The organism is Vicinamibacterales bacterium, from assembly GCA_035699745.1.
Taxonomy (GTDB): Bacteria; Acidobacteriota; Vicinamibacteria; order Vicinamibacterales; family 2-12-FULL-66-21; genus JAICSD01.
The window spans coordinates 19609-45388 of sequence record DASSPH010000046.1; the positions used below are offsets into that span (position 1 = coordinate 19609).

A 25780-nucleotide genomic window follows, 5' to 3' on the forward strand; every position below is an offset into this window, starting at 1 on the left:
ACGAGCAAGCGAACACGGTCAGGCTAGCGCCCTCCACCCCGAAAGACAAGCGAGAAGGTCATGCCAACTCTCCCGCTGCGCGAGGCGCGCGCGCACGGCGCGCGCACGGCCGCGCCGCCGCCGATCGCGTCCAACCGTGCGGATTTCACCTCGTTCGCCGCGGCACGGCGGTTGCGCGAGGCGCGGGCGTGAACCGCACGATCGACGACGATCGCTTCCACCCGTCTCCTTCGGTCAGGGCGTCGGTCTCGGGAGACGGCCTGGTGCTGCTCGACATGAGCGGCGGCCTCGTCCTCTCCTCGAACGCCGCCGGCGCCCGCATCTGGGAGCTGCTCGAGCAGCGCCGCGCGCGACGCGAGATCGCCCGGCACCTCGCCGGCGAGTATGCCATTCCACTCGATCGAGCCGAGCGGGACGTCGCCGCCTTCGTTGCGGCGCTCGTCGCGCGCGGCCTGGTCGTCGCGGACGGACGGCCATGACGGCAAGGCCGCTTCGCCGTCTCGCGCTGGTGTCGCGCGCGTGGATAGAGCTGGCGCGATTCGACCTGAGACGTCCGGCGGGGTTCGCGCGGCAGTGCGCGCTCCTCGGCCGCACGAGCGTATCGGCCCCTCCGTCCCTGGTGACGGCGGAGGACGTCGTGTGGGCCGTGGACGAAGCCTGCGTCTGGTACGTAAAGCGCGCCGCTTGCCTGCAGCGCTCGTTCGTCGCGGCGCGCCTGCTGCGCCGCTGCGGCTTCGCCGCCGAAATGGTCATCGGCTGCCGTCCGCTGCCCTTCGAGTCGCACGCGTGGGTCGAGATCGACGGCCGTGTCGTGAACGACCTGCCGCAGTATCGCCGCGCCTTCACAGTGCTCAATCGTCTCTGAACCGGAATCATGGCGATCCAATCAGGCACGTTCACCTTCGATCGCGGCGCCGTCCTCGATGACCACGGCGGGAGCCTGCGCCGGCATCCCTCCGGTCTCGCCGCCACGTTCGACGGGCGGATCGACAACGGCGACGAGATCCGCATGCGACTGCCGGACGCGGCGAATGACGCGGCCGACGCCGACCTGGCGCTCTCGATGTTCGAGCGATGGCGAACGGCCGGTCTCGGATCGATGGTCGGGGAATGGGCGCTCGCGATCTGGGACCCGCACCGGAGAACGCTGCATCTGGCGCGCGACTACATGGGCGCGCGGCCGCTGTATTACGCCAGGGCAGCTGACGGCGTGCTGTGGTCCACCGACCTGGCCGACGTCGTGGTCCGGGCCGGCAGCGCCGACGAATTGAGCGATCGCTTCGCGGCCCGGTTCATGGCGCTGGCGCCGCATCCCGACACGACGCCCTACGAGCGCGTGCACGCGGTGCCGCCGGGCGTGTGCGTCTCGATCGCCGCCACGGGCGGCATCACGCAGAGCCGTTTCTGGCACCTGCGCGCCGACGACATCCGCTATCGCGACCCGCGCACCTACGAAGAGCATTTGCGGCGGCTCTGGCGGGACGCTGTGCGGTCGCGGCTTCGCACCAGCGAGACGGTGTGGGCGGAATTGAGCGGCGGTCTCGACTCGTCGTCCGTCGCGTGCATGGCGGGGCTCCTCATCCACGCCCGGGCAGCCGCCGCGCCGGCAATCCGTTTCGTGTCGCACGCCACGCTGCACTCCCCGGAAGGGGACGAACGGCGGTTCATCGCGGAGGTGGAGCGCCGCGTCGGCGTGCGAACCGAGATCGTCGGCGTCGAGGAGAGCCAGAACGACGCCGACCCACGACGCGCGTGGCTGACGCCCTACGCGCTTCACGGCGTCGGCCTGGCGACCGTGCGGCGCGTCCGTGCCGGCGGAGGACGGCTCGTCCTCTCCGGGCGGCTTGGCGACGCCATCATGGGCTGTCAGCCCGACAACAGCATCGCGGTGCTGGACGATCTGCGGAGCGGACACGCGCTCTCGGCGCTGCGCAACATGCGCGCATGGAGCCGCGCCACGCGCAAGCCGTTCGTCGAGATCGCCTGGGGGCTGCTTGCCGGCGACCGTCGCGCCGCACCGGACGGCGGCCTCGCACTCCTGACGCCGGACCTGCGCGCGCTGGTGCGCGACCTGCGCGCTCCCGAGCCGCCGGCCGACGTGCGTCGTTCGAAGCGGCCACTCGCGCGCATGCTCCTGGGCTATGCGGCTGGAGCGCGTCTCGACATTCCCGACCGCTCGCCGGACGTCGTCTACAGCTATCCGTTCACGCACCGGCCGCTCGTCGAGTTCATGCTCGCGATTCCAGGCGAGCAGTTGAGCGCGCCGGGCGCGACCCGCGCGCTGATGCGGCGCGCCTTCGCGACCTTCGTGCCGCCACGAATCATCAGCCGCATCTCGAAGGGCTACTACCCGCCGGCTGCGTACCGCGCCGCACGCCGCGCGGTCGCCGCAATGCAGGTGCGTGACCTGGAAGTGGTGCAGCGCGGATGGATCGATCCGGATCGCCTGCAGGCCGCGATGCACGCCCTCAGCGCCGGCGGCGGCGAGAGCGGCGGCGAGATCCACGCCGTGCTCAGGCTCGAGGCGTGGCTGCAGGCCCGTCGTCACACCGCTACAACGCCACAACGGAAGGAGGTGAACACCGATGAAGTACTCCACGCCTGAACTCGTGGTGCTCGGTTCGGCCGCAGCGCTGGTCCTCGGCGACGTCGAAGGGTATCTGGACAACGTGTCCACGTTCATGACGCGGCCGCCCGTTGGCGTCGCGCTCGGCGTCGACGAGTAGCGCCCCGCACGCGCGGCATCCCGCAGATGGAAGGAGGTGACAACCATGAAGTACGCAGCCCCGGAGCTCGTCGTCCTCGGCTCGGCGTCCGCTCTCGTCCAGGGCAGCCAGATCGAAGGCCGGCTGGACAACGGTGACTCGGAGACGTCCAAGCCTGCCGCCGGTCTCGCGCTCGGTCTCGACGACTGAGGCGGCCACACCGGGGGACGGATCCGGCCATCGGAGTCGTCCCCCGGTTCCGCTGTTCCGATGGATCAACGGCTGCATCTCCTGATCGTCGATCGCCGCCGCGGCACGGCGCTCGCGGCGCGCTACGGGCCGCGCTGGCTGTGGCCCACGATCGCGTGCGGCGAGCGTGTCCGCGCCGGACTCGCGGCCGCGCGATGGTGCGCGGCGCGCGGCCTCGCCGCCGACATCGCGGGGCAGTGGCTCGGCAGGATAGACGCGGGCGTCAGCGACTGGCTGATCGCGGTCGCAGCCCGCGGAGCACGGAGTGGCGCCGTCGCCCCGCTCGAGTGGATCGAGCTGGACGCGCTGCTCGACGCGGCGTCGGTGCTCGACTACCAGACCTGGGCGCTGGCACGATGCGTCCGGCGAGGCGCGATGCCTGAAGTCGACGGCCCATTCGGAAATCTCGACTGGCCGGCCCACGTGGGCGAATGGATCCGCGCGGCGGTCGACTCCGACGTGCGTGAGTGGATCCCTTATCGGATCAGCGCGCACGAGCTGGTCCTCGGCGTCGAGACTGCGAGGACCCGGGTCTTCTTCAAGGGGCTGACTGGGGCACGAACATCGGAGGCATGCATCACGCAGACGCTGTGCGCGGCGCTGCCGGACTCGTTCGCGCCGACTCTCGCGCTCGCGCCGCGCCCCGCAGCGACGGTGTGGTGGCTGACGGGATTCTGCACCGGGCACGCATGCCGCGATGCATCACTGGTGGCCACGGCGCTCGCGCGCGTGCAGCAACGGCTCGCACTGTCGACCGGGGATGGCTGCAGCCTCGATCCGTTGCCGATCGAGCGCGCCGCCGCGTGGGCCGCGGCCGCACCGGCCGGCATCGAACGCGACCTGACGATCGACGCGTGCGCCCACGTGATGGACGCGTCCCCGGCGCGTTCGTGGATTCCCATGGACCTCGATCCGTCCAACGTAGTCGCCGACGGGGACCGCGTCCGCTTCATCGACGTCGACGACTCGTTCGCCGGACCGGCGCCGCTGGCGCTGGCGGCCTTTGCGCGACGCTGCGGCGACCGCAGCGGCTACGCCGCGTATGAACTCGCCTGGTCGCCGCCCCTCGAGGGGATCGACTGGCGCCGTCATGAGATCGCCGCGGCGGTCTTTCAGGCGTGGAGCGGACTCGAGTCATTCAGACGGAACGCCGCGCGCGGTGAACTGCGCGCCGCGCCGGACGAGGTCGAGCTGCGCGTGCGGAAGCGCTTGGCGATGGAGCTTCACCGCCGGTAGATGCCCGAGCCGATTGCGACGGGGCGATCGCGCAGCGTGAATCGCGGCGTCCGCGTCCAGGGGCGATCGATCTGGCCGCGCTCCAGGGCAGCGTCGAGCAATTCGATCAGCAGTACCGAGGTCTTTCCCGCAACCGCATCGGGCAGCTCGACATCCGGCAGTGTTTCGCGCCAGCGGTTCCCGATGCCGCGTGCTCCCGCCGAAGCTCGCCCGACCGGCGGCCCGGTCGTGACGATCTCGTCCAGCACGAAGCTGCCCGGCGCGGCAGGAAACGGCGCCGCGTTGACGGCCGCGACCCAGCGTCCGGCGTTCGGCTTGCGGACGACCAGCGTGTGCGCGCCGGCAGCGGGGAAGCCGATGTCGTACGAGAAGCACTCGCCGGTGGAACAGTCGTAGACGTGCAGCTCGGCGGTCGCGCCCGCGCCGGCGCGCAACTGCAGCGACAGCGTCGCCGTCTCCGCCGGTACGTCGATGTCGATGACAGTCGGCAGCCCGGAGGGGTTGAAGCTGCGGCGATGTGATGTCAGGCGTGCCGGCGAGATCAGGAGCGTCGGTTCCGCGACAGCGCCCCTGACATTCGCGATCTCGATCGCGATGGTTCCATCGGGTTGTGTGGAGGTGTCGATCGTGGCCTGCAGCGGCGCGACGGTGAAGCGGTACTCCGCGTCGCTGTCGTCTCCCTTCACGCCGCTTCCCGGGATGGAGAAGTAAGTCGATCCGGTGTCGATCCGAAGGGTCCACGTACCCGGCTGCGGATTGGGCAGCACGAGGCGGTAGGTGCCCGGACCCATGAACTCGAGATTGTTCGGGTGGACGTGCATGTAGTAGCCGCTGTGCAGCCCGTGCGCGGCGATGACGGTCGGCCGGATGACGCCGCGAATGACCTGAAGGTCGAAGGCGAGCGCACGCACACCGGCGGGAACGCGGAAGTAGTGGGCTCGCTGCCGCATCAGGCCCACCGTTCCGGTCATGCGGATCTCGCCGGTGACGGCATCCGGCCGTTCGGTTGCGGCGATCGTTGCCTGGGTGCGGAAGACGACCGCCTTCGAACTTCGATCGCGAAGCGTCAGCAATCCGCTGTGCGCACCTGCTTCTTGGACCGCGATGCGAACCGGCAGCGACACGTTCGTCTGCAGCGGGAGCGTCACGGAACGCGCGGTGCTGAACGTGCCGTCGTCGGCGGACCAATCGACGTCGTAGGTCAGGGCTCGTGTCGGCCCCGATTCGCGGCGCAGCACGATCGTGCGCGTGGCTGTCATGCCAGGCGTCCATCCCTCGACCTCGAAGATGCCCGTACCCTGCAGACCGCGCGCCGAGTAGTGTGCGAGGGGGTGCAGGATCGACGCCGATGCCGTGATGCGCGGCGGATCGCCGCTTCGTGTGAGCGCACGCCAGGCGTCGTTGACGTTCAGCGCGCCATTGCCCTGCTGATGTGCCTGGAACCCGGGCACGAGCACCGCCGTCGTCCGCAGGGCGCGGCTCAACGTCTCGGGTGCGTACGAGACGCCCGTTTGCTTCGCGGCACTGATCAGCAGCGCGAGCACGCCGGCGGCGTACGGACTCGTCGCCGAGGTGCAGCAGCTGATCTGATACCCGGGCGGCAGGCGCCGGAGCGGGGTGTTGCGAGGCGAGGTCTCGATTCCCGCGTTCCACGGCAGGTCGGCCGACAGGCGTTCCATCGGCGCGAGGAAGTCCGGCTTGATCGCGCCGTCGAGCGATGGCCCGGCTGCAGAGACGGGATGGACGATCGTGCGATCGAGCGCACGTCCGCCGTATAAGGCCGCGTACGTCTGCGGGCTGAGGATTCCGCCGACCGAGAGCGCCGCGCCGTAGGCGTGGACGCTTCCCAGCATCTGGCTGGTGTTCGCAGCCGACCAGACGATCGGCTTGCGATAGACCGCGACGAGACGTCCGATCAGCTCGCCGGCGAAATCCGCGGCGGTATCCGGCACCAGTCCGACACCGAGCGACGCGCCGATGACGTCCACGTCCGGCCGCTTTGCCGCGGCGACGCAGCCTTCGAAGACTCTGGCGAGGTCCGGATCCGGTGAGGCGACACGTACGAGGAGCACGCGGGCGCCGGGCGCCACCCCGAACGCCAGCCCTTCGTCCGTCCGGCTGCCGGCCGCCACGCTCAGCGTCATGCTCTGATGGCTGCCGATGCTGACGTAGACGTGGACGACGTGCGGCTCGCGCCCGCGCGTCATCACGAACTGCACGGCGGCTCTGCGCGGATGCGACACGATCAGCGGCCGCGGCTCGAACCGATCGTTGACGTCGGCGAGCGGCGTCTCGTCCTTGAACGACGCGTCGCCGTTCGCATCGAGCCAGACGCTTCCATCCGCGGGATCTTCCACGATGGCGAACTTGTGGACGAGATTGCCGCCGCCGGGCAGTTCGAGCACGCCGAATCTATACGTGCCGGGATGGGGAAGGAGGTAGGTCCGGTTGCCGACTCTCGTCCACGTGGTTCGTGCCTCGATGACGGTGTCGAGCTCGACGCGCGTCTCGTCGGCGCCCGGGGTGTCCGGCACGTTCAGGATGCCGGCGATCTTCGACACGTCGCGTCCGTCGAGTGTCGTGGCGCCGCGCAGCGTCGGGTCGCCGAACGACGGCAGCGCGTTTTCGAGCAGGGCAATCGTCACACCGCGGCCGTCGAAAGTCGGGTTTGCCTCGAGCCACCGACCGACCCCGACGTCGTCCGCCGTGAAGCCTTGCCTGCGAGATTCCGCGGCCGACAGCAGGGGCAGGTCGGGCCGGGTCGATGGGCGTTCGGGCGGCGCGATCGGTGTGGTCTCGAACCCGCGAAAGAGTTCCGCGTTGCGGAGCGGCGGGCCGTCGCGGTACCACGCTCCACGCGACAGCGAGGCGATCTGGTAGGCCGCGATGTCGGCAGAGTCCACAAGGTCGATCAGCCGTTCGGCGGGGATCTCGATCCGTAGATATCCAATGGCCGGTTCGGAGTGGCGGACGCGGCCGCCGAACTGCGTCAGGCGCGACGAGACGCGCGCCGCCTCCGCGCCGGCCCGCTCTCCGGTCCCGGCGAGCAGGAGCATCACCTCGATCGAGGGGAGGCCGCTGAGGACGGCGCGATTGAGGAGCAGCCGGTTCTGGAAGGACATGCGCCGCGGCTCCGGCCGCGGCGGCGCTGTCGGCGCGGAGACGAGTGCGGCGCACAGCGCAGCCGCTGCGGCCGCCGGAAGGCGCATCTCAGAAGGCGGCGCGGATCACGATCTGCGCCGAGCGAGGACGCTGCCGATCGATGGTGACGCCGAACAGCGGGTTGTAGGTCTGGTTGGCGCCGAACTCGAAGCCGAGATCCGCGCCGCGATTGGCGGCGTTGAAGACGTCGAGGCTCGCGTCCAGCTTCACCCGGCGCAGCGTAAAGCGCCGCCCGGCCCGCAGGTTGAGGACGTGCAGGTCGGGCGTGCGCAGCTGGCCTTCGCCGCGCGTCGGATAGGCGAATCGCAGCAGGGTCGCCAGCGGGTTGCTGACGGTGCGGCCGTTCGACAGGGTCACCGTCGGCGGTCCGAAGGCCGGATCCGGCGCGGACACGCGCGTGACGATCGGTCCGGACCAGGTGCCGGACTGGAACGTGTAGTTCGCCGAGAGCATCAGCGACCACGGCGCGTTGACGGCGGCTGCCGCGCGGACGACGTGATCCTGCCATTGCGCGCTCGCGGTGACGCTCTGCGTCATGTGGAAGCCGCTCAGGCTGTTCGAGTCGAACGTCGCGGTGGCGGTGCCGGTCGAGCTGCCGATGCCCCTGTCGTTCGCGAACGCCTCCGGCTGGATGAAGCCGGCCGGATCGTGCGGCTGCCACGTCCCGTCGATGTGCCGCCACTGCCGCACGTAGCTGACGAGCGTCTGCACGCGGGGCGTGTGTTTGGTCAGCGACAGTTCGAGCGAGCTGTAGACCGGGGTGTTCCAGCGGTTGTTCGTCGCGGCGTAGATGTCGTTCTGCGACTCGTTGATGTACCCGGCGAACGTGCGGCCGTTGAACCTGCCGTTGGTCTCGAGCAGGGTGGTGCGGTCGACGAACCGCCGCCGCGCGACGTCGACGTTCGCGGCGATGCCGCGCGGCAGCTGGCGGCTGTAGCCGGCGCCCCATTCCTGCACGTACGGCTGGTGCAGGTCCGGATCGATCGTGCGATTCAGGATCGTGCCGGTCGTCGGCGGGGTCACGAACACCGTCTCGAACGTGCCGTCCAGGTTCAGGTCGTACAGATCGCGCTGCCCGACGGTCGGCGTCCCCGTCGTGGTGACGATGCCGGGCTGATCGTGGACGCGAGCCCAGTGTGCGCGGGCGACGTTGCGGCTGTCGGCGGTGAGGGCATGGTTCACCCCCGCGCGCGGCCCGACTTCGAGGCTGCGCTGCGTGGTGAGGTGGAAGACCGTGTCCTCGACGAGAATCTGATCGACGCGAACGCCGGCGGTGACGGTGATCCGCGGCGAGGGGCGCCAGGCATCCTGGACGTACGCGGCGAGATCGCGCGCCGTCTGGTTGAACGTCGTCAATTCGGGCCCGTTCATGATCTGCCTGTGGAACGCGATCGATCCGCCGGTGAGCACGCCGGCTTGCCGCAGGACGTGCTCTTCGAGCGTGAACCCGTCGTTGGTGTAGACGAGGTGGTTCCCCTGGACGCGACGCTGCGCGAAGAGGCCGGCCTGGATCTCGTGCGCCGTCGATCCCTGCGAGAGATAGAGCGTGGCGTCGAGCGAGCCGGTGATCTTGTCGTTCGGCTGTGTCGGCCGCGAGAGCACGGGGCTGCCGAGGCTCGCGAGCTGGCCGTTGCCCGTGAGCCGTCCGCCGGACGCGATGGTGCCGCTGTAGATGCGCAGGTTGGGACCGCCGGCGCCGGAAGTGAGCCCTTCGCGGCTCTTGTCGTTGTAGCTGACGCCGGCGCGCGTGGTCAGCCGGTTGGACCAGATCGACGACAGGCGTACGGATGCCGCGGACCCGCCGGTGGCCTGTCCCGACGGGAACTGGCTGGTCGCGCCGATCGTGAACACCGGATTCGCGTCTTCCTGGTAGAACGCGGCGAGCTGGTGACGTCCGGCCTGGGCGGTGATCTTCGTCATCCAGAAATGCGCCTGGTTGGTGCTGTCGATCGGCTCGAATCCGCTGACGAGCGCGCGCAGCGCGGCGAGCTGCGCGGCGCTGCGGCTCACGCCCGTCGAGGTGTCGACGTGGCGGAACGACCCGAAGCCCCAGACGCGATCGCGGAGCACCGGGCCGCCGAGCGAGAGATCGATCTGGGTCTGATCGACGGCCGTGCTGGTGCCGCCGGGCTGGTTCGAATCGTTCCAGCGACGCGGCTGCGCGAACACCGTGGCGGCCCCTCTGACGCGATTGGTGCCGCTCGCCGTCGCGATGTTGATCACGCCGCCGCTGCCGAGCGGCGCCGCCGCGCTCGGACCTCCGGTCTGAATCTGGATGTCGTCGATCGCGTCGGTGTTCAACTGCACGTAGCTGACGCCGGGCCTGCCGGCCGCCGTGACATCGGCCCCGTCGATCTGCACCAGCGTCATCCCGGTATCCGAGCCGCGGACGTAGAACAGCTTCGAGCCGGCGAACTCCGAGGTGACGACGCCCGGCGTCGCCGCGAGCGCGCCGTACCATTCGCGGCGCTCGGTGAGCGGCACGCTTCTGAGCAGCTCGCCGCTCACGTTCACCGCCTGCGAGCCGTGCCGCGTGTCGAGCAGCGGCGTCTCCATCCGAACCTCCACCGTCTCGCCGATTCCACCCACGACCATGGTGAGGTCCACGGTGGCGGCGAGCCCCGCCCGCACCACAACCGCCGCGCGTTTCACGGTGGCGAACCCGGCGATCTCCGCGGTGATCTCGTATTCCGCCGGCGGCAGATCCGTCAGGTGATACGTGCCGGTACGGTCGGTCGTCGTGCGATAGACGCCCGGCGCGCCATCACTGCGCGCCGAGATGGCGACGCCCGGCATCGCCGCGCCTTGTTCGTCCTTCACCGAGCCGCTCACGCGGCCGCCGGCGGGCGTTTGCGCCGCCAGCCACGCCGGGGTCATCAGGGTCAGCAGCAGGGCACCGAACACTCCGCGCATCGGCAGACACTCCTCTGATGAAATCTGTGGTGGGAGAGACAGCGGGAACGCCGCCGTGGCGCCGGAGCGCCACAGCGGATCGTCGAATCGCTCGCGCCCATCCCGGCGCGAATCGTCAGATCGGCTCGGGAACGCGCACCTTGGCGTGCGTCTGGTCAGCGTGCTGCGCCTGCTCGGGCGGCGGCTCGTCTCCCGGCGGACGGCAGTACTCGTAGGCGAGCGGCGTGCTCTCCGCCCGCACGGTGCAGTCCTCGCGCACCGCCTGGAACGCGCGGCTCAGCGCCTCGGCGCCGACCATGCGATCGCGATTGCCGTAGAACTCCGCCAGCGCCCCGACATACCGGCCGTTGTCGCGCATCCGCTGGCCGTGATCCGACCAGCGCCGCGGACCATCAGCGTGGCCGAGGATCCGCTCGAAGTTCGGCCGCACCCGCTCCATCAACGCCTGCAGCGCCGCCTCGTCGATCGGCAGCCGGCACGCCGCGCGCAGTTCGCCGAAACACTCGCGCAAGGCGATGTCCGGCAGTCTCCGCATCATCATGAACACCTCCGAAGGTTTTCGGACTTCAGAGGTGAATGCGCAGCGTGCGCGCGATCTGTACCCGACGGCGGATCCCCCGCCCAATTTGGAAGCGAGGCCCGGATCTCATATGTTCTTCCCGGCGGAAGGCCCATGCGAACTGGAGTGACCCGGCGGGAAATGCTGCAGGCGGTCGGCGCCCTCGCCGCCACACACGTGCTGGACGGACGCGCCGCCGCCCTGCCGCGCGTCGGCATCATCGGCGGCGGCATGGCCGGCGTGTCGCTCGCCTGGATGCTCGACGGCCACTACGACGTCACGCTGCTGGAGGCGGCGCCGGCGATCGGCGGCAACGTCCGCGGTGTGGACGTCGATCTCGACGGACATCAGTTCGTCGTCGATCTCGGCGCGCAGTTCTTTCATCCCGGACCGTATCCGGCCTACACCGCGCTCCTGACGTCACTCGGCCTCTATCCGCCCGTGGCCGCGTCGCCATCCAGCGCGCACAGCTTTCCAGCGTCGATCACCGTCGCGGCGCAGAGCACCCCGCTGCCGCGGTTCGTCTCGCCGGTAATCCCGGATCGGACGTGGCCGCTGCTTGCGGCGTGGAACGGCGCGGGCACCTCCGCGTTCGCGACCGCGTTCGCCGCCGCACGGCTGCGCGAGCAGTTGAACGGCGCCTGGACGCTCACGCTCGGCGACTGGCTCCCGACGCTCGGCCTGACGCAGGCGCAATGGGAAGGCATCCTGCTGCCCTGGGCGGCGTCGCTCTTCTCCGGCAGCATCGAGCAGGCGCGCGGCCTCTCGGCGCGTGCCGCCATGGTGTTTGCGGCCAGGGCCCTGCCGGCCAACCCGCTCGATCCGCTTCTCTACTACGTGCTCAAGCCCGGCATGGGCGACGTGCTCGCGCGTCTCATCGCCCAGTGCACCACGCTGCAGCTCCGCACGAACGCTGCCGTACAGCAGGTGTCCCGCAATCTCGACGGCAGCTACCAGATCCAATGCGCCGACAGCTTCACCGTCCCGGTCGATCAGGTGGTCTTCGCCGCCTCGGGTCCGGCGACGCGGCAGCTGGTGTCGAGACTGCCGGGAACGGCCACGCAGACGGCCGCCCTCGCCGGCATCGAGTTCCACGACGCGACGCTCGCGCTGCACACCGATCCGGTGTACGCGCCATCGCACCCGCTGTTCTGGTCGTTCCTGAACAGCCGGATCGACGGCGCGTTCTGCGAGGCGTCGATGTGGATGGCTCCGGTGATCGCCACCGCGCCGCTCGCGACCACGGCGAAAGTGTGGAAGAGCTGGACGACGCATCGCAGTCAGCAGCCGGCGCAGGTGCTGCACGAAGCCGCGTTCCAGCACATGCTGCCGACCCCCTCGACCCTCCTCGCGCAGAGCGTGCTTCGGCTGCTTCAGGGGCGCGACGGCATCTGGTTCGCCGGCGGCTACCTGTTCCCGTACGACGCGCAGGAAACGGCCTTGCTCTCCGCCCTGGGGGTTGCCCTCGGTCTCGGCGCCTCGACGGCGCGCGTCCGCACGCTTGAAGGCGCCCGCTGAAGCCGGGTCATAATCGATCGCGATGCCGGCAGCGGTCGAATTCAATCGCGTCTCGCTCGCCTTCGACGACCACGTCGTCCTGCGCGATCTCAGCTTCAGCGTTCCCGAGGGATCGATGCGGATCCTGCTCGGTCCGAGCGGGGTCGGCAAGACGCTGGTGCTCAAGCTGATTCTCGGGTTGCTGCGGCCTGACGCCGGCGAGGTGCTGGTGAACGGCCGGCGGGTCGACACGATGCCGGAGGCCGAGCTGCTGGCGATGCGCTCGGACATCGGCATGGTGTTCCAGGAGAATGCGCTGTTCGACTCGCTCACCGTCGCGGAGAACGTCGGCTACCGGCTCTACGAGGAGACCAGGCTCTCGCTGCAGGAGGTGCGGGCGCGCGTCGAGGAGGTGCTCGCCTTCCTCGGGCTGAGCGACTTCATCGATCGCATGCCGGCGACCCTCTCCGGCGGTCAGCGGCGCCGCGTCGGCATCGCGCGCGCGATGGCGTCGAAGCCGAACCTGATGCTCTTCGACGACTCGACCACCGGACTCGACCCGGTGATCGCCGCGACCGTGGACGACGAGATCGTCAAGCTGCGCGATCTGCAGAACGTCACGTCGATCGTCGTGTCGCAGCAGATCCGCGACGCCTTCTACATCGCCGAACATCACGCCGTGCGCGACGACGGCGCCGTCCGCATGGAGAAGCTGGACGCCCGCGGCCCCGCGCTGGCCGAGTTCCTCGTTCTGTACGAAGGGCGGATCCATTTCAGCGGCACCGCGCCGGAGCTGCTGGCCTCGCACGACCCGTATCTCGAGAGATTTCTCTACCGGACCCTGCCGCCCTGGTGAAAAGGCGCTAGCGGAAACGCCCGCTGCCGCCGGGGTCGGCGGCGGCGACTGGCGGCAGCTCGATGATGCGCACGAGCCCCTTGCGGCGATCGATCGTGAATACCGTCCGCGAGCCGTCCTGCGCCCACGAGAACGCCTGCCCTTCGGCTTCGAGATCGATCGTCGCGACGTGAATCAGCGCCGGCCCCATCGGCGGCCGCGCCACGACATACATCTCCGGACGATCGTGGCCGAGGAGATACAGCCATCCGTCCGGTCCGATCGCGCCGCCTGACGCGGCGTAGGGGGCCATGCGTTCGAGCACCGATGCCGGCAACAGCCAGCCGCCGGTGCGGCGCCACTCGGCGTCGAAGGCGACCACGCTCGAGAAGCGATGGTTCTTGAACGGCAGCCCGCCGTTCTGGTCGTAATGCGCGAAGCCGGCGATCCACCCGCCGCCTGCACGATCGAACCAGGTCAGCGACCCCTCTTCGGTCATGCCAAGGCTGTGGCTCCCGGCATGCCGCATCGTCGCCGCGTCGAAGATCTCGATCGACGATGCCATCGGCGTCTGCGGGTAATTGGAGTTGGCGCAGCGGATCCGGCCGGCGCCGGCGAGGCAGCTGTTCAGATGCCGCACCAGGCCATCGCGCGGCCCCGTCCACGCGCCGACCCGCCTGCCGGTCGCGATCTCGTATTTCGCGACCACGGTGTCATCGACGGGATAGAAATGGCGCGCGTCAGCGGCGACGCCTTGTCGCGCCTCCGGCGCGGTGAACGTGCGCAGCGTGCGCGCGGTGAGCCGGCGGACATCCGGCGGTTTGTCTGGGGGACTCTGGTCGATCAGCACGACGGCCAGCAGCGCCGTCAGGAGCGCGCGCATCGGCCCGCATTCTTACCCAGCGGGACCGCTCGCGCAAACGCGGACTACGAGGCTTCGGCGGCGTTGCGCGACTTCACCGTGCGCCCGGAGACCGCGGCGAGATGCGTGGCAAACGGCGTGTCGGGCGCGCCCTCCAGCAGCGCGGCGATCTCGTCGTCCAGCAGCGCGGCGGCGTCGCCGCCTTCGAGGGCGACGCGGCTGTCGAAGATGCTGCGCGCGTACTCCAGGTTCCCCTTCAGGCGGGTCTGCAGCTCGTCTCCGTGCTTTCCGCTCTGCTGATCGGCGGAGTACATCTCCTCGAGCTCGCGCAGCAGCGACTGTGCGTAGGTCTGCAGCTCGGCGCGCGCCTTCAGCTCGTTGGTCATCCGCATCAGCAGGGCGACGGCGTGATACTGCATCGCTTCGGCGAACCGCGCCGCCACCATCGCCGCATCGCTGTTCCGGCGGCTCTTTCCGCCGCCCGCATCGTCGGCGTAGACGACGGCGAGCGTTTCGCCGGCGGCGACGATCGGGACGGCGAGCGCGAAGCGCGGTGAGCCGCTGAAGGGGGCGCCGGGCCCTTCCTTCAGCTCGTCGCCGCTCATCCGCTCGATCAAGCCGGAGCTCACGGCGCGCACCGGCAGGGAATCCATGCCGAGCGGCAGGATGACCTTGCCGATGTCGGTCTTCAGGTCGAAGCCGATTTGATGCTCTCCCTGCAGATGGCTCTTGCGGACGCGGAAGAGCGCGACGCGCGTGAACTGGGCGGCGAGCTGCTCGACGAACGTGGTGAGCACGTCGCTCATCGTCGCGGCGGATTCGAGCGCCTGGAAGCCGGCGAGCAGCTCGTCGAACATCGGCAGCGACGTGGGCGCGGCGGCGGCCGCGGCTGCGGGAGCCGGCGCGGCAGCGGGCGCGGCGGCAGCGGCCTTCAGGCGCGCTTCGAGATCCTGGACGATTCGCTCGTGTTCGTGTTTCTCGCGTTCGAGCGTCTTCACCCGCGCGGCGCTCTTGTTGAACAGGTCGGTGACGGCCACGAGCTTGGCCTCGGCGGCTTCGGTCTGGCTGTTCGCGATGCTGACGGTCTCTTCGAGCGCGGCGCGGTCGCCGGCGGCCTTCTCGAGCTTCTTCTCCGCGGCGCCGAGCGCGGCGCTGGTGACCTGCAGCTGCTCGCGGATCTTGCGCAGCTCGGTCTCGAAGCCCGTCTTCGCCCGCGCCTCGTCGTCGCGCGCCAGGATCAATTCATCGCGAACCAGCTCGAGCTTCTCGTTCGCTTTGCGGGCCTCGGCCAGCTGGGTGCTGGCGACGCTGCCGCGCTCGGTCGCCGCCTTGAGGTCGGTCCGCGCCGATTCCAGCTCGCCGCGCGCGGTCTGCAGCTTGCCGCGCAGGCTGTCGGCTTCGCCGCGCGTCGAGGCCAGCTCCTTGCGGACGGTTTCCAGCTCGGTGCGGACGGCGTCCGTTTGACCCCGCAGGGTCGCCAGTTCGCCGCGCACGGCCTCGAGCTGCGTCTGGCTGTCCTGGAGCGAGGCGGCCGCCGCGGCCTTCTGCTTGACGGCGTTCTGCAGCTCGCCGCGGAGGGTATCGGCTGCCTTCTGACCGTCCTCGGCGACCTTCTTCAGCTCCGCCTGCATCTGCGCGCGGAGCGTGTCGAGGGCCTGGCGCCCCTCCGCCTCGGCCTTCGAGGCAGCGCGATCCGCCGCCGCGGCCGCGGCCTTGGTCAGGCGCTCGGCGAGGTCGGCGACCTCTCTGGCGGCGTAGTCCCGGAACTCCATCGACTTGTCAGAATGCGACACGGGTGTCGGGGCCACTGCAAGTCGCACACCCCATGACCGCCGCCGTCTGCTCAATGATTTCGCCGGGCGGTCCCGCACACGCGCCGACAAATCCGAATGCGCCCTAACTGTTCCGTCATCGTGCCAGGCGCACACGACGGCGGTTGAGGGACTTAGACGACGAGCGCGCGGCACCCGGATTGCTGCCTGAGGGCTGTCCCCATGAACGCACAGAGACCCTCGGGCGGAGCGGCCCGGAGGACCGCCGCGGCGGTGGGCTGCGTCATCGCGGCGTCGGTATTCGTCGCGACGGCGGACGCGCGTGCCGCCTGGGTGCAGCTCGCGCAGCTCCTCAGCCTGCAAGGCAAACCGGAGCCGGCGTCCGCGAACCTGCTGTCGGAGCATCACCTCGAAGCGCTCGATGGCATGCCGCCGCAGGCACAGGCCGAGTTCCTGCTGGAGCGCGCGATCAACCATTACGCCAACGCGAACCGCGAGATCGAGGCGCGGCTGGCGTCGTGGCGGGGCAAGCTGCAGCAGGGCGAGCGCTACGAATCGCTGTTCCGGATGGCGATCAACTCGGACGATCTCCGCGTCCGCGCCGCCGCGATCGAGATCAACATCCTGGTGCGCGGCCTGGACAAGAGCGCTGCGACGGTGGACCGGCTGGAGCCGCTCGCGCGGACCGCACCGCAGGGGCCGCGCGCCAACGCGCTATGGGATCTCGGGCTGCTCGGCGGACGCGGCGTGGAGCCGCAGCGGGTCGCCGGCATCCTGCTCGCGTCGATCCACGACGAGAACGTCAACGTGCGGTACTGGGCCGTCGAGGGTCTGGCCTACCTGGCGACGGATGACACGATCGAGCCGCTGCTGCGGATCTTCCACGACGACCCGTCGCCGATGATCCGCGAGCGCGCGGCGTGCAGTCTGGCGCAATCGGGCATGCTGACCCGTGCCCAGCGGATGATCGCGGTCCCGACCCTGATCGACTATGCGGCCGACATGGCGCTGGACGAGCAGACGCGCGGGTGGGTGTTCCAGGCGCTGCGGGACATCACCGGCGAGAGCCTCGGCAGGGATCCCGCCGCCTGGCGCGCATGGTGGGGCAGACAGAGGTAGATCTGCGGCCTGCCGCTGTCCGCCTGCCGCTTTCCGCCTAGAATAGCGCGCATGATTCGGCTCTTCAGTCCGGCCCTGCTGCTTGCGGCGGTCGCGGTGACGATGCACGCACAGCAGCCGGCGGCGCCCCAACAACAACAGCAGCAACAGACGAACCTGGGCAGCGACGCCAACGGCAATCCCCTGCGCCGCGCGCTCGCCACCGGTCACGTCTCCAACTACGACGAGGCGAAGGTCAAGGCCTATACGCTGCCCGATCCCCTCGTGTTCGCCGACGGCACGCCGGTGCGCACCGCGCGCGACTGGACCGCCCGGCGGCGCGCGGAGATCCTGCGGCTGTACGAATCCGAGATCTTCGGCCGGATTCCCGCCTCGGCGCCGCGCGTCACCTGGGTCGTGAAAGAAGATCACGGCCCGCGCAAGTCCATCGTCGGGACGGTCGGCTCCCTCGCCGATGCGCCGCGGATTAACGTGACGCTGGACCTGCCGCAGAAGACGAGCGGCCGCGTTCCGGTCATCCTTCTTCTGAGCTTCGGCGGCGCGGGCGCGCCCATTGCGGATCCGCCGGTCGCGGCCGACATCCTCGCCCGCGGCTGGGGCTACGCGAAGGTCGGGTACCAGGAGATTCAGCCCGATCGCAACAACACGTTCGACAAGGGTGTCATCGGCGTCACCTCGACGTCGCCGCGCGGCGCGGATGCGTGGGGGGCGATCAGCGCGTGGGCGTGGGGCGCCAGCCGCGTCATCGATTATCTGCAGACGGATCCGGCCGTCGACGGCACGCGCATCGCGCTGTTCGGACACTCGCGCCTCGGCAAGACCGCGTTGTGGGCGTCGGCGCTCGATCCACGGATCGCGGCCGTGTTCTCGAGCTGTTCGGGCGAGATGGGGGCCGCCCTTGCACGGCGCGATTGGGGAGAGACCGTGGACGACATGGCGCAGAACTTTCCGTGGTGGTTCGCGCCCGCGTTCACCAAGTGGGCGGGGCGCTGGAACGACATGCCGGTCGACGCGCACATGCTGATCGCGCTCAGCGCGCCGCGGCCGGTGTTCGTCACCGGCGGGACCGGCGATCAGTGGGCCGATCCGAAAGGAGAGTTCCTCGCGCAGGTCGCCGCCGGACCCGTGTACCGGTTGCTCGGCAGGAAGGATCTCGGCGTCTCGTCACTGCCGCCGCTCGACACCCCGATCATCGACGGCGATCTCGGCTGGCACTACCACACGGGCGGCCACGTCGCCTCCCGCGCCGACTGGCTGGCGTTCCTCACCTTCTTCGAGAAGCACCTATGAAGCGACTGTCGATCGTCGTCGCCCTGCTGTTCGCCACTTCGCTGTCGGCGCAGCCCGCCAGGCGCGTCATCACGCACGAGGACGTCTACACGATGGCGCGCACCACCCGGCCGGTGGTCAGTCCCGACGGCCAATCGATCGTCTACAACGTCACCGAGCCCAGCTACGACCCCGCCGCGGCGGTGACGGATCTGTGGATCGTCTCGCCTGACGGCCGATCGAAACCGCGGCGCCTGACCTCGACGAAGGAGGCCGAGTCCGGCGCGGCGTGGTCCCCCGACGGGAAGTGGATTGCCTTCGCCGCCAGGCGGAGCGGCGACTCCGCCGATCAGATCTACGTCATCGCCGTGGACGGCGGCGAGGCGCGGCGGGTCACGTCGATCGCCACCGGCGCCGCCAATCCGAAGTGGCGGCCCGATGGCAAGGCGCTGCTGTTCGAAAGCTCCGTCAAGCGTGCCGGCGCGCCCGCGGACAAGTCCACCGCGCGCGCGTTCGACGCGATGCCCATCCGCTACTGGAACGCCTGGCTCGACGGATCGAAGCCCCACATCTTCGTGGCGCCGCTCGAGGGCGGCGCCGCCGAGGACTGGCTCGAAGGAACGAAGCTCGCGGCGATGTCCGGGTTCGACGGCGCGTTCACCGGGGAGGGGGCGACGCGCGCGTTGTCGCCGGTGTGGGCCCCCGGCGGCGACGAGATCGTCTTCGTCGCCGCCACCAACCAGGACGCGATGATGCGCGAGGAAGTGCCGTCGCGGCTGTTCCGGATGAAGAAAGGGCAGGAGCCGATCGCCATCGGCACTGCGGCACACGACTTCGCCGACCCGGCGTTCTCGCGCGACGGGCGCGTGCTCATTGCCCGCGCGCGCCGGGTGTCGACGGCGAAGCAGCCGTATACGCTCACGCGCCTGGCGCGCTTCGACTGGCCGTCCGCAGCGGGGCCGACGATGCTGACCGAGGCGCTGGATCGCGCGGTCGGCAGCTTCACGATCGCGCGGGACAGCGCGTCCGTGCTGTTCGACGCCCAGGACAGCGGCTTCACGCAGTTGTTCCGCGTTTCCATCGGCGGCGGCACGCCGGCGCGGCTGTTCGACGTGAAGGAAGGCAATTACGGCTCGCCCGCCGAAGCCGACGGCGGCATCGTCGCCACCTACGTCGCCAGCACGCAGCCGACGGAGATCGTTCGCGTGAATGCGGCGGCGGGCACGCACGTGCTGCTGACCGACGCGAACCGCGCGGTGCTCGACGCGCTCGATCTGCCGAAGCCGGAGCACTTCTGGTTCACCGCGAAGAACGGCAAGCGGATCCACAACGTGATCTATTTCCCGCCGCGGCTCGATCGTTCGCGCAAGTATCCGCTGCTGGTGATGCCCCACGGCGGGCCGAACGCGATGGACGGCGACAATTTCTCGACGCGATGGAACGCGCACCTGCTCACCGCCCCCGGCTACGCGCTCGTCCTGACCAACTACACCGGGTCGACGGGGTTCGGCGAGGCGTTCGCGGGCGACATCGAGCGCGACGTGCTGCGCGGACCGGCGCTCGAGGTCCTCGAAGGCGCGCAGGAAGCGATTCGACGCTACCCGTTCATCGACAGCACGCGGCAGTGCGCCCTCGGCGCGAGCTACGGCGGCTACCTCATGAACTGGTTCAACGGTCATACGACCCAGTTCCGCTGTCTCGTCATTCACGCCGGCGCGTCGAACAACGAATCGCAGTACGGCGTCAACGACGGCGGCATCGGCCGTGAGTGGCGCATGGGCGGGCCGGTCTGGGAAGGCAAGGGACAGTGGATGGACCAGAGCCCGTTCCGCTACGCCGGCAGCTGGAAGACGCCGGCGCTCATCACGCAGGGGGAGCTCGATTTCCGCGTGCCGCTGAACGAGAGCATCACGACGTTCAAGCTGCTGCAGCGTCAGGGCGTCCGCGCCCGCCTGCTCACGTTCCCCGACGAGGGGCACTGGATCCTCAAGGGGGAGAACAGCCGCCGGCATCTCGCCGAAATTCACGCGTGGCTGCGGCACTACCTCTCGCCGCGAGCGGGCGACAGTCAGTAATTGCCGGAACGAATTACGCAGCTCTGCCGGAGATTCGTGAAGAATTGACCCGGCAGCGCTGCGCGCGCCCCCGTTTTCCTCGTCTTTCGCTCGAATTCTCCTGGCCCGCCGCTTGCCTCGGCAATGCGCACCTCAACCTCTGTTGCGAGCCGGGTATTACTGATGAGACATCTGGTCGGATTCTGTCTGTGTGTGTCCGTGTTCCTCTCTGCGCGCGCCGCCGGCGCCGCAACGCTGACGGTGAACGCCGGTGGAGATTTGCAGGCGGCGATCGACGCCGCACAGCCCGGCGATACGATTCTCATCGCCGCCGGCGCCGTCTTCACCGGCAACTACACGCTGCCCGCAAAGGGGGGCTCTGCCTACATCACGATCCGCTCTGCGGCATCTGACGCCTCGCTGCCCGCCGCGGGCGTCCGAATCGATCCGTCGTACGCCGGCGCGCTGCCGAAGATCCGCTCCACGCAGAACGGTCCTGCCTTCCGCACGATCGGCGCCGCATCGTACTGGCGCCTCCAGTTCCTGGAGATTCTGCCGAGCGTATCGACCAGCGCGGCCAACCTGCTCGAGCTCGGCACGACCGGTCCGTGGCAGACGTCGCTCAGCCAGGTGCCGCACCACCTGATCGTCGACCGCTGCTACATCCACGGCAATCCGTCGTACGCGCAGCGGCGCGCCATCGCCCTCAACAGCGGCGACACCCAGATCGTCGGCTCCCACATCTCGGACATCAAGGGGGAGTGGCTCGACACGCAGGCGATCGCGGGCTGGAACGGCCCCGGCCCGTACCTGATCGAGAACAACCACATCGAAGCCGCCGCCGAGAACATCCTGTTCGGCGGAAGCGATCCTGCGATCCCGAACCTGGTGCCGTCGAACATCACGATCCGCCGGAACCTGATCACCAAGCCGATCTCGTGGATGTACGCCTCGTGGACGGTGAAGAACCTCATCGAGCTGAAGAACGCCGACACGGTGCTCATCGAGGGCAACATCATCGAGAACAACTGGGCCGCCGGGCAGCAGGGCTACTCGATCGTGCTGACGCCGCGCAACCAGGAGAACACCGCACCGTGGACCGTCGTGCAGAACATCGTGGTCCAGAACAACATCATCCGGCACGTCGCCGCGGTGTTCAATATCCTCGGCTACGACAACAACGCCACCAGCCGGCAGACCGCCAACATCTACGTCCGCAACAACCTGATCTACGACGTCAGCACCTACTACTCGACCGCGGGGAATCCGGGCAACGGCTGGTTCGCGGTGATCGGCAACGGGCCGCGCGACATCGTGTTCGATCACAACACCGTCGACAACGACGGCAACGACACCATCGTGTTCTACGAAGCGTCCGGCTGGCCGGCCACGACCCAGATTCCCGGCGTCGTCATCACCAACAACCTCCTGCGCGACAACCTGTACGGCATCTTCGGCTCGAACTCGCAGGAAGGATCGGTCACGCTGAACGCGTATGCGCCCGGCGCGGTGGTGCTGCGCAACGCGATCGCCGGAGCGGACAGCCGCTATCCCGCCGGCAACGACTTCCCCACGCTGTCGCAGTGGATCGCCGACTTCGTGAATCGCGGCGCCGCCGATTACCGGCTGGTCTCGACCAGCGCTTCGAAGGGAGCGGGAACCGACGGCAAGGACATCGGCGTCGACCTGTACACCTTGAACGCCGCGATGGCCGCCGCCAGCGCGCCCACGGCGCCGCCTCCTGCGCCCGCGCCGCCGCCGCCGACCTCCGCAGGCTCCGCGCCGTTCACCGGCACGCCGATCGCGCTGCCAGGCTGGATCGAGGCGGAGGCGTACGACAAGGGCGGCGAAGGTCTCGCGTATCACGACACGACGTCGGGCAACAGCTCCGGCGCCTACCGGACCGACGACGTCGACATTCGGGTGACGTCGGACGCGAGCGGCACCTACAACGTGAAATCGGTGCGCGCCGGCGAGTGGCTCGCCTACACCGTGAGCATCGCCGCCGCCGGAACCTACGGGGTCGAGTTCCGCGTCGCCTCGAGCGGAACCGGCGGCACGGTGCGTCTCCTGGTCGACGGCACGGACGTCAGCGGCGCGATCGCGCTGCCCGACACCGGCGGATGGAGCGTCTGGCAGACCGTGCGCAAGGACGGCATCACGCTCCCGGCAGGGACGCACGTGCTGCGGCTGTCGATCGAGGCGAACGGCTCCACCGGCACCGCCGCCGACATCAACTGGATGCGGGTGTCAGCGACGACGTCGGCGCCGCCGCCGCCGTCGCCGGCCTACAGCGGCACCGCGCTCGCGCTGCCCAATCGCATCGAGGCGGAGAACTACGACCGCGGCGGCGAAGGCTCCGCGTACCACGACACCACCGCCGGCAACAGCTCCGGTGCGTACCGCAGCGACGACGTGGACATCAGGGTGACGTCGGATTCGAGCGGCGGCTACAACATCAAGTCGGTGCGCGCGGGGGAGTGGCTCGCCTACTCGGTGAACGTCGTGACCGCCGGCACGTACTCGCTGGACCTCCGCGTCGCCTCCGCGGGAGGCGGCGGCACCGTCAGCCTGCTGGTCGACGGCGCGAACGTGACCGGGCCGATCGTCCTGCCCGACACCGGAGGCTGGAACGTGTGGCAGACCGTCACTAAGGCCGGCGTGTCGCTCAGCGCCGGACCGCACGTCCTGCGCCTCGTCGTGTCGGCCAACGGCCCCCTCGGCACGGCGGCTGACATCAACTGGATCGCGATCAGATAGGCGGTTTTGATCTATAGTTGCGCCGTGCCAGGGTGGCGTCGGCACGTGGCTGCGACGCGTGCGGTCGTTCTCGTCGGGTACTCCGCTCTCGCGTGCCTGCTCACGTGGCCGCTGCCGCTCCATCTGCGGACCCACCTGCTTGGCAGCACCGGCGGAGATACCGGGATATACCTCTGGAATCTCTGGATCTTCCGCCACGAGCTGGTGCGCCACGCGCGGCTCCCGTTCTCGACCGATCACGTCTTCGCGTACACCGGCGGCACTGACTTCGCGCTGCACAACTACACGCCGGTCGCCGGGCTGCTCGGGTTTCCGCTCGTCGGCCCGCTCGGCGTCGTCGGCGCCTACAACGTCGTGATGATCGCGTTCGTCGCGCTGAGCGGCGCGGCCGCGTTCCTGCTGGCCAGACAGGTCGGTCTGTCGCGGGCGGCGGCGGGGCTGTGCGGCGCCGTATTCGCCGCTTCGCCGTTCATCACGGCGCGCGAGACGGCCCACCTGAGCCTGGTCATCGCGGCGCCGTTGCCGTTGTTCTTGTGGGCGCTGCTGCGCACGCTCGACACCCGGCGCTACCGGGATGCCGTCCTGATCGGCACGGTCGTCGCCATCGCGACCTACTCCGACGCGTACTACGGCATCTACTGCGTGGTGATGGGGACGTTCATCGTCGGCTGGCGTTTCACTGCCTGGTCGCGAGGGGCGGCGACGCGCGCCAGCATCGCCGCCGTGCGGGTGCTCGACGTGCTGACGGCGCTGGTTGCCGCGCTGATCGTGTGGCGGGCGGTCAACGGCCCGACCGACCTGGTGACCGGCGGCATGACGATCAAGCTGCAGACGGTCTACACGCCGATGCTGGCGCTCTCGTGCCTGCTCGTGCTGCGCGCCTGGCAGACGTGGCGTCCGCGGGTGCGGATCGACGACCCGGCGCGTGCGCTCCCGCGGCTTACCGCGCTCGGCGCCGTGGCCGCCGGCGTCTGCCTGGTTCTGCTGTCGCCGTTGCTCGTCGGGATCGTGGTCCGCGCGATGACCGACCGGCTGCCGGCGGTCGAAGTGTTCTGGCGCTCGAGTCCGCGCGGTGTCGATCTGCTGGCCTACTTCGTGCCGAACCCGAATCAGGCGTGGTTCGGCGGCTGGACCCGCCCGTGGTTCCTTCCGCCGCGCACGGACGCGTTCCCGGAGTTCGTCGCGTCCTTCCCGCTGGCCGCCCTCGCCGCGATCGCCGTCGCCGCCTGGCGCGGCTTGCTGCCGAGGATGTGGATGGCCTTCACGGCGGCGTTCGTGCTGCTGTCGCTCGGGCCGTTCGTGCACGTGGCCGGCCTGAATACCTACCTGCCGACGCCGTGGGCCCTGCTGCGCTACGTGCCGGTGTTCAGTCTGGCGCGATCGCCGTCGCGCTTCGCGGTGGTGGCGGCGCTCGGATTGTCGCTGTTGTTCGCATTCGCGGTGCAGGAGCTGTGGCGGCGGCGCACGGCGCGCGCGCCGCTCTGGATCGTGGCGCTCGCCGTGGCGCTGGCGGTGGAATTGCTGCCCGCGCCGCGCCCGCTGCACGCGGCCGTCGTGCCGCACGTCTACGAGTTGATCGCCACGACGGCCCGCCATCCCGACGAAGCCGCGCGGCTGCTGGAACTGCCCGCCGGTTTGCGCGACGGGACCTCATCGCTCGGCAACTACAATCCGGCGTCCCCGTTCTTCCAGACGAGGCACCGCCGCCCGGTGATCGGCGGGTATCTGTCGCGGGTCTCGAAGTGGCGGAAGCGGCGCAACGCGTCGGATCCGATGATGGGGGCGCTGACGACACTCAGCGAGGGACGGCCGCTCTCCGCCGAGGCGGCGGCCGCGGCGCGCGACTGGCGCGAAACCTTCCTGCGGCGATCCTGCGTGCGTTACGTCATCCTCGACGCCGGGCGCGCGCCTGGCGGGCTGCGCGAGATGGCGGTCGATCTCCTCGACCTGGCGTCGGTCCATCGCGACGGCACGTACGAGCTGTTCACGCCGAAGGATCCGCCCTCGTGCGATCCCCCTCCGCCGCGGAAGCGCCGCCGTTTCCTGCCTTGATGGGCAGGTCGTAGTAGACGGACTTGCGGATCGCTTCGAAGTCCTTGTGCTCCGTCAGCGGATACAGCGTCCGCAGACGGCCGGCGATCGTCCGTTCCACGGGTTCGCCGATGCGGTATGCCGCATCCGCGGTGAACACGGTGACCCCCTTCTCCCATCCGGGCTTCACCCTCGACGCAACGATCACGAGATCGCAGCCCGGCAGTCCGGCGGCGCTGGGGCTCACCAGGCGATCGGGAACTTCAGGCCCTTCGAGCGCGTCGCGTCGCCGGCGTGAGCGTTCGCGCCGGCCGCGGTCGCGGCCTCCCGTCACCGCCGCATCGATCGCCGTGAGGATCGGATCGCCAACCGGGTCCTCGAACCACGCGCCGGCGGCGCGCACGGCGCCGCTGCCGAGCAGATAGAGCGTGAGCAGTCCGGTCGGCGTGAGAAAGAGGAACGTGAAGATCGAGAGGCCCGAGAAGCCCATCACCATGCCGCGGTTGTAATCGACGGCGCTGTTTCGCTGCGCTTCGCGCACGATCGTCTCGTTGACGAACGAGATGTTCGCGCCGGCGTGCTCCAGGAAGCCGGGTATCCCGATGGCGGCTCCGGCGAGGATCGTCAACAGACCCGAGATCACCGCGGCGCGTTCGACCGGAATCGAGGAAGGCAGGGCGCGCCAGCGGCGATGCGGCAGCCACGCGGCGATCATTGCCGCACCCCAGGCGGCCAGCATCCTCATCGTCCTGCGCGG

General features: G+C 69.7%; 20 protein-coding genes. 14 read left to right on the plus strand and 6 right to left on the minus strand.

The annotated features are described in order from the left end of the window. Positions 1–60 precede the first annotated feature (60 nt). The 7 genes from VFK57_09640 to VFK57_09670 are packed head-to-tail and all read left to right on the plus strand — an operon-like array spanning position 61 to position 4190. Complete coding sequence (locus tag VFK57_09640; GenBank protein ID HET7695956.1) at positions 61–192, plus strand: hypothetical protein; 132 nt, start codon at positions 61–63, stop codon at positions 190–192. Further along, a complete protein-coding gene (locus VFK57_09645) occupies positions 189–479 on the plus strand; it encodes a PqqD family protein (protein HET7695957.1) in 291 nt (96 codons plus the stop codon). Before VFK57_09640 ends, VFK57_09645 begins: the two co-directional genes overlap by 4 nt. After that, positions 476–865, plus strand: a complete 390-nt coding sequence (locus tag VFK57_09650; GenBank protein HET7695958.1) for a lasso peptide biosynthesis B2 protein — start codon at positions 476–478, stop codon at positions 863–865. Before VFK57_09645 ends, VFK57_09650 begins: the two co-directional genes overlap by 4 nt. 9 nt (positions 866–874) lie before the next feature. Continuing rightward, complete coding sequence (locus VFK57_09655; protein HET7695959.1) at positions 875–2605, plus strand: asparagine synthase-related protein; 1731 nt, start codon at positions 875–877, stop codon at positions 2603–2605. Further along, complete coding sequence (locus tag VFK57_09660) at positions 2586–2726, plus strand: hypothetical protein (protein ID HET7695960.1); 141 nt, start codon at positions 2586–2588, stop codon at positions 2724–2726. Before VFK57_09655 ends, VFK57_09660 begins: the two co-directional genes overlap by 20 nt. 45 nt (positions 2727–2771) lie before the next feature. Further along, positions 2772–2915: a hypothetical protein gene (locus tag VFK57_09665; GenBank protein ID HET7695961.1), complete on the plus strand. Its 144-nt coding sequence runs from the start codon at positions 2772–2774 to the stop codon at positions 2913–2915. Between the two features lie 60 nt (positions 2916–2975). Next, positions 2976–4190 (plus strand): hypothetical protein, encoded by a 1215-nt coding sequence (locus VFK57_09670; protein ID HET7695962.1) that lies wholly within the window; start codon positions 2976–2978, stop codon positions 4188–4190. Here VFK57_09670 and VFK57_09675 read toward each other — a convergent pair. The 3 genes from VFK57_09675 to VFK57_09685 all read right to left on the minus strand — a co-directional run bounded on the left by VFK57_09675 (position 4178) and on the right by VFK57_09685 (position 10806). After that, complete coding sequence (locus VFK57_09675) at positions 4178–7312, minus strand: S8 family serine peptidase (protein ID HET7695963.1); 3135 nt, start codon at positions 7310–7312, stop codon at positions 4178–4180. The two genes, VFK57_09670 and VFK57_09675, sit on opposite strands and share 13 nt — an antisense overlap. Before the next feature lie 88 nt (positions 7313–7400). Beyond that, positions 7401–10265 carry a TonB-dependent receptor gene (locus tag VFK57_09680; GenBank protein ID HET7695964.1) on the minus strand — a complete coding sequence of 955 codons (2865 nt, stop codon included), beginning with the start codon at positions 10263–10265 and terminating at the stop codon, positions 7401–7403. Between the two features lie 115 nt (positions 10266–10380). Further along, positions 10381–10806, minus strand: coding sequence for a hypothetical protein (locus VFK57_09685; protein ID HET7695965.1), 426 nt, complete (start codon positions 10804–10806; stop codon positions 10381–10383). Between the two features lie 132 nt (positions 10807–10938). On the opposite strand from VFK57_09685, the gene VFK57_09690 reads away from it, so the two are divergent. Then, complete coding sequence (locus tag VFK57_09690; protein ID HET7695966.1) at positions 10939–12342, plus strand: FAD-dependent oxidoreductase; 1404 nt, start codon at positions 10939–10941, stop codon at positions 12340–12342. A gap of 22 nt (positions 12343–12364) precedes the next feature. Beyond that, positions 12365–13177 carry an ATP-binding cassette domain-containing protein gene (locus VFK57_09695; protein HET7695967.1) on the plus strand — a complete coding sequence of 271 codons (813 nt, stop codon included), beginning with the start codon at positions 12365–12367 and terminating at the stop codon, positions 13175–13177. A 7-nt stretch (positions 13178–13184) separates the two neighbouring features. On the opposite strand, the gene VFK57_09700 is transcribed toward VFK57_09695, so the two are convergent. Both VFK57_09700 and VFK57_09705 read right to left on the minus strand, forming a co-directional pair. Then, positions 13185–14039, minus strand: coding sequence for a hypothetical protein (locus VFK57_09700; GenBank protein ID HET7695968.1), 855 nt, complete (start codon positions 14037–14039; stop codon positions 13185–13187). Between the two features lie 44 nt (positions 14040–14083). Next, a complete protein-coding gene (locus VFK57_09705; GenBank protein HET7695969.1) occupies positions 14084–15811 on the minus strand; it encodes a hypothetical protein in 1728 nt (575 codons plus the stop codon). Positions 15812–16012: 201 nt separating this feature from the next. On the opposite strand from VFK57_09705, the gene VFK57_09710 reads away from it, so the two are divergent. From VFK57_09710 to VFK57_09730, 5 genes are all read left to right on the plus strand, one after another. Continuing rightward, positions 16013–16909, plus strand: coding sequence for a HEAT repeat domain-containing protein (locus tag VFK57_09710; GenBank protein HET7695970.1), 897 nt, complete (start codon positions 16013–16015; stop codon positions 16907–16909). 51 nt (positions 16910–16960) lie between these two features. Further along, on the plus strand, positions 16961–18199 hold the full coding sequence (locus VFK57_09715; GenBank protein ID HET7695971.1) for a hypothetical protein: 1239 nt from the start codon (positions 16961–16963) through the stop codon (positions 18197–18199). Then, positions 18196–20253 carry a S9 family peptidase gene (locus VFK57_09720; GenBank protein ID HET7695972.1) on the plus strand — a complete coding sequence of 686 codons (2058 nt, stop codon included), beginning with the start codon at positions 18196–18198 and terminating at the stop codon, positions 20251–20253. The genes VFK57_09715 and VFK57_09720 overlap by 4 nt, the downstream gene beginning before the upstream one ends. Positions 20254–20415: 162 nt before the next feature. Further along, the gene (locus VFK57_09725) at positions 20416–22992 is read left to right on the plus strand and encodes a carbohydrate-binding protein (protein ID HET7695973.1); all 2577 of its coding nucleotides are present in this window, start codon (positions 20416–20418) and stop codon (positions 22990–22992) included. A gap of 45 nt (positions 22993–23037) precedes the next feature. Further along, positions 23038–25044, plus strand: a complete 2007-nt coding sequence (locus tag VFK57_09730; protein HET7695974.1) for a hypothetical protein — start codon at positions 23038–23040, stop codon at positions 25042–25044. Here VFK57_09730 and VFK57_09735 read toward each other — a convergent pair. Next, the gene (locus tag VFK57_09735) at positions 24977–25768 is read right to left on the minus strand and encodes a hypothetical protein (GenBank protein HET7695975.1); all 792 of its coding nucleotides are present in this window, start codon (positions 25766–25768) and stop codon (positions 24977–24979) included. The genes VFK57_09730 and VFK57_09735 overlap by 68 nt on opposite strands. Positions 25769–25780 lie beyond the last annotated feature (12 nt).

What these genes read in the sequence shown, in the direction of transcription:
- VFK57_09675 (HET7695963.1), bottom strand. Translation starts at nt 7,312, where the DNA reads ATGTCCTTCCAGAACCGGCTGCTCCTCAATCGCGCCGTCCTCAGCGGC.
- VFK57_09665 (HET7695961.1), top strand. Translation starts at nt 2,772, where the DNA reads ATGAAGTACGCAGCCCCGGAGCTCGTCGTCCTCGGCTCGGCGTCCGCT.
- VFK57_09650 (HET7695958.1), top strand. Translation starts at nt 476, where the DNA reads ATGACGGCAAGGCCGCTTCGCCGTCTCGCGCTGGTGTCGCGCGCGTGG.
- VFK57_09655 (HET7695959.1), top strand. Translation starts at nt 875, where the DNA reads ATGGCGATCCAATCAGGCACGTTCACCTTCGATCGCGGCGCCGTCCTC.
- VFK57_09715 (HET7695971.1), top strand. Translation starts at nt 16,961, where the DNA reads ATGATTCGGCTCTTCAGTCCGGCCCTGCTGCTTGCGGCGGTCGCGGTG.
- VFK57_09670 (HET7695962.1), top strand. Translation starts at nt 2,976, where the DNA reads ATGGATCAACGGCTGCATCTCCTGATCGTCGATCGCCGCCGCGGCACG.
- VFK57_09690 (HET7695966.1), top strand. Translation starts at nt 10,939, where the DNA reads ATGCGAACTGGAGTGACCCGGCGGGAAATGCTGCAGGCGGTCGGCGCC.
- VFK57_09685 (HET7695965.1), bottom strand. Translation starts at nt 10,806, where the DNA reads ATGATGATGCGGAGACTGCCGGACATCGCCTTGCGCGAGTGTTTCGGC.
- VFK57_09725 (HET7695973.1), top strand. Translation starts at nt 20,416, where the DNA reads ATGAGACATCTGGTCGGATTCTGTCTGTGTGTGTCCGTGTTCCTCTCT.
- VFK57_09735 (HET7695975.1), bottom strand. Translation starts at nt 25,768, where the DNA reads ATGAGGATGCTGGCCGCCTGGGGTGCGGCAATGATCGCCGCGTGGCTG.
- VFK57_09640 (HET7695956.1), top strand. Translation starts at nt 61, where the DNA reads ATGCCAACTCTCCCGCTGCGCGAGGCGCGCGCGCACGGCGCGCGCACG.
- VFK57_09680 (HET7695964.1), bottom strand. Translation starts at nt 10,265, where the DNA reads ATGCGCGGAGTGTTCGGTGCCCTGCTGCTGACCCTGATGACCCCGGCG.
- VFK57_09710 (HET7695970.1), top strand. Translation starts at nt 16,013, where the DNA reads ATGAACGCACAGAGACCCTCGGGCGGAGCGGCCCGGAGGACCGCCGCG.
- VFK57_09700 (HET7695968.1), bottom strand. Translation starts at nt 14,039, where the DNA reads ATGCGCGCGCTCCTGACGGCGCTGCTGGCCGTCGTGCTGATCGACCAG.
- VFK57_09720 (HET7695972.1), top strand. Translation starts at nt 18,196, where the DNA reads ATGAAGCGACTGTCGATCGTCGTCGCCCTGCTGTTCGCCACTTCGCTG.
- VFK57_09695 (HET7695967.1), top strand. Translation starts at nt 12,365, where the DNA reads ATGCCGGCAGCGGTCGAATTCAATCGCGTCTCGCTCGCCTTCGACGAC.
- VFK57_09660 (HET7695960.1), top strand. Translation starts at nt 2,586, where the DNA reads ATGAAGTACTCCACGCCTGAACTCGTGGTGCTCGGTTCGGCCGCAGCG.